The organism is uncultured Mailhella sp., from assembly GCF_947631555.1.
Classification (GTDB): Bacteria; Desulfobacterota; Desulfovibrionia; order Desulfovibrionales; family Desulfovibrionaceae; genus Mailhella.
The window spans coordinates 1-12,542 of the sequence record NZ_CANRLT010000019.1; the positions used below are offsets into that span (position 1 = coordinate 1).

Genomic DNA, 12,542 nt, shown 5'->3' on the forward strand with positions numbered 1-12,542 from the left:
TTCAGGCCGGTAGAGTCCCACCCCGCCCTGAAGGGCGGGGTATCTTTGGGGCGGCAGCTTGGGAGGGGATGCAAACCCCTCCCAAGCGTGGGACGCAAAGTCCTGAAGGGCTTTGCTCCATTATTGCTTGCGTTCAGGCGGCTATCCCCACAGCGCCAGGCCGATGAGCCGGCCGATCCAGGCAGCGGCATAGGCCACGCCGGTGTTGAACACCATGCTGAAGAAGACCCATCTCCAGCCTCCGGCCTCGTTTTTGAGAACGCAGAGGGTGACGAAGCATGGGGAGTAGATCAGGACAAAGAGCATGAGGGACAGGGCGACGGTTTTGGACCAGCCCTTGTCGGACGCCAGCTTTGCGGACAGCGAGTCGGGTTCGTCCGGATCGGTCTCGCCAATGGAATAGGCCGTGCCCATGGTGGAAAGGACGGCTTCCTTGGCGGCCACACCGCTCAGCAGGGCCACGTCGGTTCGCCAGTCGAAGCCCAGCGGTCTGAAGACAGGTTCGATGGCAGCGCCCAGCCGTCCGCCGAAGGTATTGCGGATTTCCAGTGAGGCCAGTTCGTTTTCAACGTTGGTCCTTTGTTCTTCCAGGGCTGCCTTTTCGCTGGTGAGGGACTCAAGCTGCGCCTTGAGAGCGGCGCTGCCGGAATCGGCGGCAAGCTGCTCCTGAAGCGCCGCAAGCGTTTCTTCCAGCGGGGCGAGCTGTTCCTCAAAGGATGCGATCTTCGCTTCAAGAGGCGCCGACAGCTCTTCGTCCAGTCCGGGGAAGGTCAGTGCCGCCCAAAGGACGACGGAGATGGCAAGTATGATGGTGCCGGCCTTTTTGATATACATCCAGGAGCGTTCCCAGGTATGCGTCAGGATGCTGCGCAGTGTGGGCATACGGTAGGGCGGCAGTTCCATGACGAAGGGCGTGGCCTCGCCTTTCAGAATGGTTGAGCGCAGGAAGCGGGAGACAATGAGGGCAACGGCCCAGCCCGCCAGAGTGACGGCAAACATGATACTGGCCTGATTTTCGGCAAAGAAGGCTGCGGTCAGCATGAGGAAGACCGGGATCTTGGCGCCGCAGTTCATGAGGGGCAGCGTCAGCATCGTGGCCATGCGCTCTTTCTCGCTGCGCATGGTGCGCGTGGCCATCACGCCGGGGATGGCGCAGCCGCCGGCAATGCCGCCCGCGATGATGAAGGGCATGACTGACGCTCCGTGCAGACCGAAGACGCGCATGACGCGATCCAGCATGTAGGCCATGCGCGCCATATAACCGCTGTCTTCGAGGAAGGCGACGATGAGAAACATGATCATGATGAGCGGCACAAAGCTGAGTACGCCGCCCACGCCGCCGATGATGCCGTCACAGATCAGCGACTGCAAAAGGCCGCCGGGGAGTACGCTGCCCGTGATTTCCGCCATCCAGCCGAAGAAGTCCTCTACCCAGCCCTGCGGATAGGCGCCCAGCATGAACGTGGCCCAGAACATGAAATAGACCACGCCCAGCATGATGAGCGGGCCGAAAATGGTGTTCGTGAGCAGTTTGTCGAGCTTGTCCGTGAAGGCCAGGCGATCCTTCGTATTGTCCTTGCGGAGTACGCCGTCTTTGAGCACACTGTTGATATAGCCGTAACGGTAGTCGGTGATGATGGCATCCGGCGTGGTTTCGAGCGTGCCTGCAAGATGGGCGGCCAAGGTGTCCCGGATGGCGAAAAGTTCCTGAGCTGCGCCGCTTGCAGCCGCTGCCTGGGCGCATAGAGCCTCGTCGTTTTCCAGCAGCTTGATAGCCGTCCAGCGGGCAGGATAGCGGCCTGTCAGGATTTTTTCCTTTTCGATGATGCTGACCATTTCCAGAAGTGCGGGATCCAGATCCGGGCCATAGCTGATGGCGAGCGCTTCAGATGGTCTGGAAGATTCCTCAAGAGCCGCACGCAAAGCCTGTTCCAGTCCTTCGCCGGAACGAGCTACCGTGGCCACGGCGGGAAAGCCGAGGCGTTCGGAGAGACGCCTGAGGTCGATGTCGATCCCGGCCTTGCGCGCTTCATCCATCATATTGCAGGCCAGAACCACGGGCAGTCCGAGTTCGCGTATCTGGAGCGCCAGAAAGAGACCGCGTTCGAGTGTGGCAGAGTCTATGATGTCAATAACGGCACGGGGGCGTTCTTCCGGGGATTCGGGCGCGAGAACTTCGCGGGTCACGCGCTCTTCGATGGAATAGGCGGTCAGAGAATAGGTGCCGGGCAGATCCACGAGAGAAACCTTGCAATCGTCCAGGGATAACCAGCCTTCCTTCTTTTCCACGGTCACGCCGGGGTAGTTGCCCACATGCTGATGAGCGCCGGTGTAGCTGTTGAATGCCGTGGTCTTGCCGCTGTTGGGATTTCCGGCAAGAGCGATGCGAATCCCGTTTTTCCTTTCTTCTTCCGTCAAGGACACGGCGTTGACCGTGCCCCGTTTTTCGCACATGGGACAGCTCATTTGACCTCCACGGAAACGTAGTCGGCTTCACTGTTGCGCAGAGCGATGGTGGTGCCTTCGATGCGGAGGGCGACGGGATCCCGGAGCGGGGCCTTGCCGACGACTTCCACCGCCGCGCCGGGGATAAGCCCCATATCGCGGATACGGCGGCCAAGTTCACCCTGAGCGGAAATCTTCGTGATGCTGGCCTTCTGTCCGGGAACGAGTCTGCGAAGGTTCATCTGACGCATGAATTTTCTCCTGTAAATAAAAGTGAAATTCTTTTTCAAATTACACACAGCGTCGCGCACGTTGTATGTGTCAGGGAGTGCGGAGTACAGATCAACTCCCCGAAGACGATAGCCAAAACCGACCTTGAACAGGGAAACACTTGCCGTAAGGGCAGAAAGAAGGACGAGCTACTGCGAACAAGGCTGTTGCCCCTAACGAGAAATCATCCCTTGCATCCCTTGAGTTCTCGTGTCTGTACTTGCGTACAGGGCTTGAGAAGCCGGCAGATTACCCTTTTCACACCCCTTTTTCCGGAAGCGGCTGTTCACGGTACAGAGATACTTTTATTGAAATTGAAAATCGTTGTCAACTTAATTCGAAGAACATTTTCCATGTGTGGGAGGTGTCTCACTTTTTTCAGATGTCTTGAAAGAATGCTCGAAAACATGTTTTCAGAAAACAGGATTAGGTTGAGCTTCATACCTGTCTTGAGAAGGTATCAGCGTCCTTCCTTTATGGTTTGTGTCCAGGCCGTTGGGCCGGATACATCCCCTTCTGTCCCGATGAGCGGGGCACAAAAGCTGAAAGTTTGGAAGAGAGCGGGACAAACCCTGCCCCAGGGTAGACGTAACGCTCTGAAAGGCTTTGGCTGCCTTTTTTTGAGGTAGAAATTTTGCCGGCAACCGCTATCTTTGAGAAAGAAGTCGTTGCAAGCCTTTAGCCTGATTTTGGAGAAAAATTGAGAAATTTTCTAAAAAAATGAGAAAATAAAAAACTTAGTTGTGGAAAAAATTTTGAGAGATATGCCAAAATTTTGACTTCTAGTGATAAAAGCAAAAGAAAACAGGAGGTTGACAAAGGGCAAGCCATTTCTTGGAATTAAATTTTTTTCAAGGAAAGATAGGCGGATAGCTATCTCCAGCACTGTGGAAAACTCCTTTTCGGCAAGGTTCTGATTCTTGATTCTTTCGGATGGCTTTTGGGGCGGAGCTTTTGTACACCAGCTTCGTCATGAATGAACATTGGTCTGCCATACTCGCTGAACTCAGTCGTACACTACCGGAAGGCAAGTTCAAGGTTTTCCTTGAACCGCTCATTGGAGATGTGCGAAAGGTGACAGTTCCAGCCGGAGAGGCCCGGCAAGGGGTTCTGGTCTCGACGCCGGAACGTTGGGAAATTTCCCTGACGGCAGCCAACGGCTTCATGGCGGAGCAGGTACGTTCCCGCTTCGTTCAAATTATCGCCGAAGCCGGTCGTGCCGTTCTCGGTTCCACGCCTGCTGTGATGGTACATACCTCAGCGGCACATAAAAAAACTGAAATTCCCGGGCCTGTGCGTACGGAACAACTTGTACGGGCGCTTCCATCCTCGCCCGGACTGCTCATGGCGGATCGTCAGCTGGAACTTCCCCTGCCCCTTCCCCGAGTGTGTCCTGTTCAACGGCGGGACTGGAGATATTCGTTTGAAGATTTTGTTGTCGGCCCGTGCAATCAGCTCGCCTTTGCCGCGGCTACGAACATCCTTGACGCCAGTGCACCGGTAGATATGGTTTTTTTGTGTTCCGGTGCGGGACTGGGAAAAACGCATCTCACGCAGGCGGTGGGGCGCGCTCTCAGTCTCGAGGCGGACAAGCGTGATGTTCGCCTGGAATACCTTACGGCGGAGGAGTTTACCTCGCAGTTTGTGCGTGCTTCCAAAGCTGGCGGTATGGAGCAGTTTAAGGAGCGTTTCCGCAAGCTTGACATGCTGCTTCTCGAAGATGTCCACTTTCTGCGCGGTAAGGATCGTACCCAGGAAGAGTTGCTTTCCACCATTAAAAGTCTCCAGTCACATGGCGGACGTGTGGTTCTGACCAGCTCCTTCGCTCCCCGTGACCTTGCTGGAGTGGATTCTCAGCTCGTTTCCCGCTTCTGCTCCGGCTTCGTGGCAAGCATGGAACGCCCCAACCGCGATATGCGGCTCCATATCCTTCAGGAGAAAGCCAGACGGCAGTGCATGGTTCTGCCTGCGCCTGTAGCGGATCTTCTTGCCGACCGCATTACCGGGGATGTGCGCCTTCTGGAAAGCTGTCTGCACAACCTTATGCTTCAGGCTCGCTTCATGGGGCAGAAGGTGACGGAAGAAATGGCGATCGAGGTCATCCGGACGGTGGCGCAGAACAGCCCTCAGCTGACGGTAGAAGACGTGGTTTCGTTGATCTGCCGCAGTTTTGACCTCACTCCAGCCCAGCTTTCCTCCAAATCCCGCCGTCAGAACCTGGTGGTGGCACGCAACACAGCGTTTTTTCTCCTGCGCAAGCACACGGAACTCACGCTCGAAGAAATTGGCGAGCGCTTCCATCGAAAACACTCTACCGTCATCAAGGGCATTACGGCCGTAGAGCGTGAAATGGGCCGTCATACTCCTCTGGGCGGCCAGATTAAACACACGGTGGCCATGATCGAACGTTCCGGACTGAAGGGATGATGCTGTCGCCGGGGTCTGTTTGCAGCTCCCATGCAGAGCGGCGGTGAATCACGCATTAAAGGTTGACATCCTCCCCACCTGAAGCCGGGATTCCCAGTGGAGGCAATCTTGTGATTGCATCCCTGAGCGGGGTTCTGCCTCAACGAGATTGCCCTGAGGAACAAGACGTGGTTTTCACCGCAAACATTCCCCTGTGGGGTATGGCACGGGTACGAATAACCGCCTATCCTCCAAGGTCTCACTATCTCCCGGCAGGCTGAAAGGCGCGAGCGTCAGCGAGCAGATAGCGGAGGCGGCGTAAGCAGGAAAGGCAGAAAGGCATCTTGTTTTTCCTGCCGGAAAAACGCGAAAGGCAGCCGAACTTCCAGTTCGGCAAAGGCGTCCTCTAGCCACGTCCCTGACCGCCGGAGGCGCGAGCGTCAGCGAGCAGATAGCGGAGGCGGCGTAAGCAGGAAAGGCAGAAAGGCATCTTGTTTTTCCTGTCGGAAAAACGCGAAAGGCAGCCGAACTTCCAGTTCGGCGAAAGGCACCCGCTAGCCAACTCTGACGCGGGCACGCCTCGTGCAGCGAAGCTGCCCTCGGCCGCGCTCCGCGTGTCCTTTCTTCCGCTCCTCGCCCGCCTCCATGCCGGCTTTCCAGCCGGCGCGGGGTCGTCGCTCCAAACGCGCTACCGCGCGTGCCTCCGGCGGATAAGGAAGGAAAAGGCAAGTAAGCAGAGGCATGGGGGGGACGCCAAGCGCACACGCCCCGCCTCCGGCGGCGTGAGCAGGAAAGGCAAGGAAAGGCAGAAAGGCATCTTGTATTTCCTGCCGGAAATACGCTGAAGAGCGCCGAACTTCCAGTTCGGCGAAAGGCATCCTCCGGCCACGTCTGACGGGATCGCGCCTCGTGCAGCTTCGCTGCCGACCACCCCGCTCGCTGGCCGCAAAGGTGCACAACGGGCGAAGCCCGATTGTGCGCGGCCTGCTCGCTATCAGCGGCGTACACGCCGCGCCTCCGGCGGTCAAGGAAGCGCTCCCCTTCCGCAACCTGCGGAGCAGCGAGCGGTAGCGAGCAGATAGCGAAGGCGGCGTGAGCAGGAAAGGCAAGGAAAGGCAGAAAGGCATCTTGTTTTTCCTGCCGGAAAAACGCGAAGACAGCCGAACTTCCAGTTCGGCAAAGGCACCCGCTGGCCAACTCTGACGCGGGCACGCCTCGTGCAGCTTCGCTGCCCTCGGCCGCGCTCCGCGTGTCCTTATGTCCGCTCCTCGCCCGCCTCCATGCTGGCTTTCCAGCCAGCGCGGGGTCGTCGCTCCAAACGCGCTGCCGCGCGTGCCTCCGGCGGTCTAAGGAAGGAAAAAGAGCAACTTGTCTTTGGGTGTGGGACTTATCAAGCTGCATGGAAAAGACAGGCTTTCCAACCCGCTTGAGGACGGACGTTCAAACCACAATCAAGAGTGCCTGGAAACACTCAGATTTCCCGGCAGCACCAGATGACACGTCCGATGACCCGTACAGTAGCAGCCAGATCTCCATGAAGATCCACATGGATGGGAGAATAGCCGGGGTTCCTGCTGCGGAGAACAAGCTGTCCGCCGGGGAACGTTTCCACCTGCTTGATGTAGATTTCTTCGTTGATGCCCATGGCATAGATGGCGTGACCAAAGATTTGGTTCTTGCTTTGATCAATGAGAACCATGTCGCCATGACGTATGTCAGGCTCCATGCTGTCCCCGCAGACTTTCATCAGCACCATTTTGTCGGGATTTCCCTTGCGGCAGAGCCAGTCCTGGCGGAAGGAGAAGTAGGAGAGCACATCACCGCTGGTCTCAAGACTTCCCGTCCCGGCGGCAAGACGGGCCGACACGAGGGGGATCATGACCAGGTCGATGGCGTTCCGTCTTCCGGCGGGAACTTCGCCGAAGAAGCTCAGTCCCCTGGCAAGGCGCTGCTCATTGTCAGTATGTGAAGCACTGCCTGAGGCTGCGTCAGGTTCTTTTCCAAAAAAGATCCAGTCAGTGGACAAGCCGAAGCGCGAGGCAACCTTCAATACCCAACCGTCCGGAATGCGTCCCTTACGTCTTGCCTGACTCACGGCCTGAGGCGAGACGCCAAGAAGTTCGGCAAGCTGACTGTCACGGCGAAGTCCCGCGCTTTGAAGGAGGCGATCAAGAGTATCAGGTGTCGAGGTGTTCATGGACAACCTTTAAAAAAGAAAGGCAAAAAAGTCAATCGAAAATTAAAAAATAAAAAAAATATAAAAATATAAATTTTTAGTTGACAAAATAAATTAAAAATGAGAAAGAAGAGATACATTTTTTCAATGGAGGAAATTGATCATGGCAATGAGCGACGAAATCCGCAGTGTCCGTTCCTTTCTCGGGAGTCTGAGCAGGGAAGAATTTAATCCCGCACTCATGGAACTGGCGTGCAACAATCTGGAAGCTCTCGCCGAACAGGCTGAGGTGTTTGAGAATATCCCGCTGGCGGTCAAGGCTCGTCATCGCTCCATGCGAGTCACGGAAGCTCAGGCTGACATGTTTTCTTTGCTGCAGTGACGACAGGTTTCAAGGTGGAGCTTTCCGGAAAAGCTTTCCCGCGGAGAAGGGAATGCCTCAATCTCCCGCTTCTGGACGGATGGCGCAGGAAAAGGTATGGTGGCGAAATCAGCCGGCATGACGCCGGTTCACTCACAGGGTATCTTTTGCCATCTTCCGAGGACAGGATGACGCAGTTTTCTTTATTGGAATCTACTGATGAACATGCCCGCGCCGCGCGCAGAGCAGAAAAACTCAGGAAGGAACTGGAGCGTCACAACCGCCTTTATCACCAGCTTGATGCTCCGGAAATCACTGATGAAGCCTATGATGCACTGTTTCGGGAACTTGTGGAGCTAGAGGAAACGTTTCCCGACCTGCGCACTCTTGATTCCCCTACCCGGCGCGTGGGGGGGGCGGTACTCTCGTCACTTGAAACTCGTCCGCATAGGGAACGGATGTACGGACTGGATAACGTTTTTTCCGCTGAGGAATGGGCGGGCTTCCAGCAGAAGGCATTCCGTGCGCTTCCAGAGGCCTCGCCGGAAGTGATGTCGGCTTGGTGGGCCGATCCCAAGCTCGATGGACTGGCCTGTGAACTTACCTATGAAAACGGTATCCTTGTTCAGGCGCTGACCCGAGGCGACGGCGAAGTTGGAGAAGTGGTCACGGAGTCCATGCGCACGGTGCGCAATCTGCCTCTTCGTTTGAACGGCAAGGACGCCTTTCCTCCTCGGAGGCTTGAGGTGCGCGGTGAAGTGCTGATGTTCCGTAAAGAGTTTGAGGAACTCAACGAGCGACAGACAGCCCTGGGGCAGAAACGCTTTGCCAATCCGCGCAATGCCGCGGCAGGCTCGCTCCGCCAGCTCGATTCCTCGGTGACGGCTGCGCGCAAATTGCGTTTTCTGGCCTATGGAGTAGGCGAACTTGACGTTCAGTACAGGAAGCCCTGGGAGACGTATGAGGAGCTTATGAAGGCCCTTTCGGACTACGGCTTTGAGACGCCGCCGCAGGGACGGCTCTGCCACAATCTGGAGGAAGCTGAGTCCTATTATCGGTATGTGGAAGGAACGCGGGATCTGCTTCCCTTTGAGATCGACGGCGTCGTCTACAAGCTCAACAACAGAGAAGCTCAGCGGGCATTGGGATTTACCGCACGAGCACCTCGTTTTGCCGTGGCTTGGAAGTTTACGGCAAGACGGGCGGAAACGCGGCTTCGGCGTATTATGATTCAGGTGGGGCGGACAGGGGTGCTCACTCCGGTTGCCGAGCTGGAACCTGTGAGTCTTGGGGGGGTTGTCGTCAGCAGAGCGACGCTGCACAATGAGGACGAAATCCGTCGTCTGGATGTGCGCGAAAACGATACGGTTGTCATCCAGCGAGCTGGCGACGTTATTCCCGATGTCGTTGGGCCGGTGCTGGAAAAACGGCCCGAAGGTCTGCCGCCCTATGAATTTCCTCGTACCTGTCCAGTGTGTGGAGTTCCTGTCCGGAGGCTGAAAGGCGAAGCTGCCTGGCGTTGTCTCAACATGTCCTGCCCTGCGGTGATCATGCGCAGTATTGTGCATTTTGTTTCTAAAGCCGGTCTCGACGTGGACGGTATCGGCCAGAAATGGGTGGAAACACTCATTGAGAGCGGCAGGGTGAAAAGTCCTGCGGATCTTTTCACCGTAACGCAGAAAGAACTCATGAGTTATGAGCGTATGGGGGAAATTTCCGCCGTAAATTTCGTCTCCGCATTGGAAAAGGCTCGTCTTTCTGCCAGTCTTTCACGCTTTATCGCCGCTCTGGGCATACGGCTGGTGGGTGAGCAGACGGCGCGTACTCTCGCCGGGCATTATAAGAATATGGATGAGCTGTGCGCCGCTGACGTGGAAGAGCTTCTCCAGCTGCCGGACATCGGGCCTGAAGTCGCCGGAAGCATCCGGGCCTTTTTTGAAAATTCATCCAATCGTGAACTTCTGGAGCGTTTTCGGGAGTTGGGGCTATGGCCGCAGCGTCAGGACAAGACCGAAACTGAAGCGGCGGCATTGTCGGGAAAAAAGGTGCTGTTCACCGGGACGCTTTCCCGCCCGCGTGATGAATACAGGCGTATGGCGGAAGCACAGGGGGCCAACGTTGCCTCGGCTGTATCGCGAAACCTGGATTATCTGATCGCGGGAGAGAATCCCGGCTCCAAACTTGTGAAGGCTCAGGAACTCGGTATCAGAGTCCTGGACGAAACGGCATTTTTGAAGCTTCTTGAAACGAAAGCTTCGCGTCCTGAATAACATAGGGCGGAATCCTGCTTTGAAATGTCTTTGCTTTGAGCAGATGGATTTTTCAGCGTGACTTTTTTTCGTTCTCCTGTTATCGTCAAAAATCTTGCGATGAGAAGTGCGAATCCTGAAGGCAGGATATTCAGATTTCTGTTTTTCCTGCTGGAGCGTGGCTGGCCTCAGGTTGGGGCTTCAGTACGCTCCGGCACGAACGTTTTTTCTTGTTGCAAAGGCAGAAAGAAGAACGCCGCCGGAAACCAGGCCGTACTGCAATGCGGGCAAGTCCCCGGCATGACAGACCGGGCAGGATTCTGGTGTACCTGGCATGAAAAAGTTCTTTTGGGGAGTAAACGATGAAGGCGAGTTCTCGTAACAGTTATTCCGGCAAGGTCACGCGTCTGGAGTCCGGGACGCTCAGCACAGAAGTGGAAATCCAGCTTGAAAGCGGAGAGAAACTCTATGCTCAGGTCACTCGTCCCAGCAGCCAAAAGCTCGGTCTGGAGCCTGGCAAGAATGCGGTGGCGCTCGTCAAGGCTGCCGAGATTATGCTCGTGACTGAAGCTGACGATTATATCCTGTCTTGCCGGAATCAGTTCGCTGGCAAAATCGTGAAGCTGACCCGCGGTTTTGTCAGCAGTGAGATTCTGATCCAGACGCCTTCCGGACTCAGGATGAATGCCGTCATTTCTTTGGAAGGTACTGACCGCATGGCTCTGGAAGAAGGAAGTCCCGTTGTCGCCATGTTCAAGACCTCCAGCGTCGTTTTGGCCGTAAAGAAATAAGCATCATCCTTTGCGGACAAGGGGGTACTTTCCGCTTGCCGTAACGCACTGTCCTTACGGAAGTGTAGTGCCCTTTCCAGAAGGTATCGGGCCTGGCAGAAAAAATAAGAACTGCACGAGGATGAAGAACGCGTTTTCTACAGATTCTGAGGATGCGAAGGCCGTTTTTCAGGCTGTCCGGCTTCTGCTGGTCATGGCTGCCGGAATTGTCGTCCTTTTTTTCATTTTCTGGCTTGACGCCGTAAGTCCCTGCCCTTTTTCCGAGCTTGCGCCTACGGAACTGAGCCAGACCTGCGTCCTTCTCATAAGCGCAATCCTGTTTTTCATCGAGGCGGTCAAGCGCCCGGACATGCGTGGTGCTCTTGTCCTGACGGGCGGGCTTGTCGCCTGTATGCTGATCCGCGAACAGGATTATTTTCTGGACTTTTTGCAGCACGGAGTCTGGAAGTGGCCTGCGCTGGTGATGGCGTTCCTTTGCGTGGCGATTTCACTCGCGCGATTTCGTTCGCTGCTCTCCGAACTGGCTCATTTGGCACGCTGGCGCTATCTTTCCATTCTGATAACTGGCCTTGTCATCGTTCTCGTCTATTCGCGCCTCCTGGGAATGGGTATGCTCTGGAAGCAGCTTCTTCCCTCCAATGACGCTCAGTGGCTCGCCAAACAGGCCAGTGAAGAAGCCGGCGAACTTCTGGGCTATTTCCTTATTCTGCTTTCAGCCTGCCTGATGCGTTTCGAGCGTAAGCGCGGCGAAAGGGTTCAGGCTTCTGAAAATAAAAAGCGTGACACAGTCCATTCTTCAAGTATTATTTTGTGAATGCTCACCGTCAAGGCGTTTTTTTTGTCTCGCCAGGGCTTGAACCGCAAGGGGCAGCGCACATCCGGCAAGGAAAGCCGCGGCGGCAAGGGCGGTCATTGCGTCGAAGGCGGGCGGCAGTGCGGGCAGATTTTGCTGATGCCAGGGCCAGACTGTACGGAGACAACCCGCCATGACTCCAATGAGCGCCGCACTGGTCTCGGAGGACCAGCGCCGGAAACAGGCCGAGAGAATGCGGCTGAACGTCATCAGCCCGCAGATACCTCCTCCAAGGAAAACCATCAGGATGAGGATGTTCAGGTGGGCAACAGCGGAGAGGATGAAAGCGTATTGCCCCAGAAGCACAAGCATGAATGAGCCTGAGATTCCTGGCAGTATCATGGCGCAGAGGGCGATGAAACCGGCAAGGAAGATGTGGAGCGGAGTATGCGATACGCTCATGGCTTCGGCCCCGGAGAGCATCCATGCGCAGACGGCACCGATTACCATGAAGAAAAGTTCTGGCAAACGCAGTTTCTGTCCCTTCAGCAATATCAGGATGGACGCGATAATCAGTCCGAGGAAAAATGCCCACAGTGCTTCCGGCCAGGAGTGGAGCAGATAGAGGGTGAGTCTGGCCAGGCTGAAGATGGATAGGGCAATACCGCAGACGAGGGGCAGAAGGAAATCCCAGGGAATGCGCTGGAGAGCCTCGCGGATGCGGAGGCTGAGCAGCAGCCGGAAGAACGCAAGGTCAAAGGATTTGACGGCGTTGAGAAGTTGTTCGTATATGCCGGAGATGAAGGCTATGGTGCCGCCGGATACGCCGGGAACGATATCGGCTGCCCCCATGGCGAGACCGCAGAGAAACGTGCGCACATGCGCTTTCATCTTACTTCCTTTATGGTTTGAGACCTCGGCCTTCAGGCCGATAGAACCTCACCCCGCCCTGAAGGGCTTTGCTACATTATTGCTCAAATATTCCTTTGTAGTTTAAAACCATTCTTTTCTGGAGGAAAAGAACGGGTGCTGAAACCGCAACGCCGGGAAC

General features: G+C 55.9%; 9 protein-coding genes. 5 read left to right on the forward strand and 4 right to left on the reverse strand.

Going from position 1 to position 12,542, the window contains the following annotated elements:
• Positions 1–141: 141 nt before the first annotated feature.
• Together feoB and Q0Z94_RS04305 are read right to left on the reverse strand one after the other, a co-directional pair.
• The gene (gene feoB, locus Q0Z94_RS04300) at positions 142–2,466 is read right to left on the reverse strand and encodes a ferrous iron transport protein B (RefSeq protein ID WP_298067790.1); all 2,325 of its coding nucleotides are present in this window, start codon (positions 2,464–2,466) and stop codon (positions 142–144) included.
• Complete coding sequence (locus tag Q0Z94_RS04305) at positions 2,463–2,696, reverse strand: FeoA family protein (RefSeq protein WP_298067791.1); 234 nt, start codon at positions 2,694–2,696, stop codon at positions 2,463–2,465. The genes feoB and Q0Z94_RS04305 overlap by 4 nt, the downstream gene beginning before the upstream one ends.
• A 991-nt stretch (positions 2,697–3,687) precedes the next feature.
• Here Q0Z94_RS04305 and Q0Z94_RS04310 point away from each other — a divergent pair.
• Positions 3,688–5,142 (forward strand): chromosomal replication initiator protein DnaA, encoded by a 1,455-nt coding sequence (locus tag Q0Z94_RS04310; protein ID WP_298067792.1) that lies wholly within the window; start codon positions 3,688–3,690, stop codon positions 5,140–5,142.
• 1,450 nt (positions 5,143–6,592) lie between these two features.
• On the opposite strand, the gene Q0Z94_RS04315 is transcribed toward Q0Z94_RS04310, so the two are convergent.
• Entirely contained in the window at positions 6,593–7,318 is a 726-nt protein-coding gene (locus tag Q0Z94_RS04315) for a S24 family peptidase (RefSeq protein ID WP_298067793.1), read from the reverse strand.
• A gap of 142 nt (positions 7,319–7,460) precedes the next feature.
• On the opposite strand from Q0Z94_RS04315, the gene Q0Z94_RS04320 reads away from it, so the two are divergent.
• From Q0Z94_RS04320 to Q0Z94_RS04335, 4 genes are all read left to right on the forward strand, one after another.
• Positions 7,461–7,679: a hypothetical protein gene (locus Q0Z94_RS04320; RefSeq protein WP_298067794.1), complete on the forward strand. Its 219-nt coding sequence runs from the start codon at positions 7,461–7,463 to the stop codon at positions 7,677–7,679.
• 185 nt (positions 7,680–7,864) lie between these two features.
• Positions 7,865–9,928, forward strand: coding sequence for an NAD-dependent DNA ligase LigA (gene ligA, locus Q0Z94_RS04325; RefSeq protein WP_298067795.1), 2,064 nt, complete (start codon positions 7,865–7,867; stop codon positions 9,926–9,928).
• Between the two features lie 341 nt (positions 9,929–10,269).
• Positions 10,270–10,698 carry a TOBE domain-containing protein gene (locus Q0Z94_RS04330; RefSeq protein WP_298067796.1) on the forward strand — a complete coding sequence of 143 codons (429 nt, stop codon included), beginning with the start codon at positions 10,270–10,272 and terminating at the stop codon, positions 10,696–10,698.
• 121 nt (positions 10,699–10,819) lie between these two features.
• Positions 10,820–11,512, forward strand: a complete 693-nt coding sequence (locus tag Q0Z94_RS04335) for a hypothetical protein (RefSeq protein WP_298067797.1) — start codon at positions 10,820–10,822, stop codon at positions 11,510–11,512.
• Here Q0Z94_RS04335 and Q0Z94_RS04340 read toward each other — a convergent pair.
• Complete coding sequence (locus tag Q0Z94_RS04340; protein WP_298067798.1) at positions 11,495–12,382, reverse strand: DUF368 domain-containing protein; 888 nt, start codon at positions 12,380–12,382, stop codon at positions 11,495–11,497. The genes Q0Z94_RS04335 and Q0Z94_RS04340 overlap by 18 nt on opposite strands.
• Positions 12,383–12,542: the final 160 nt, after the last annotated feature.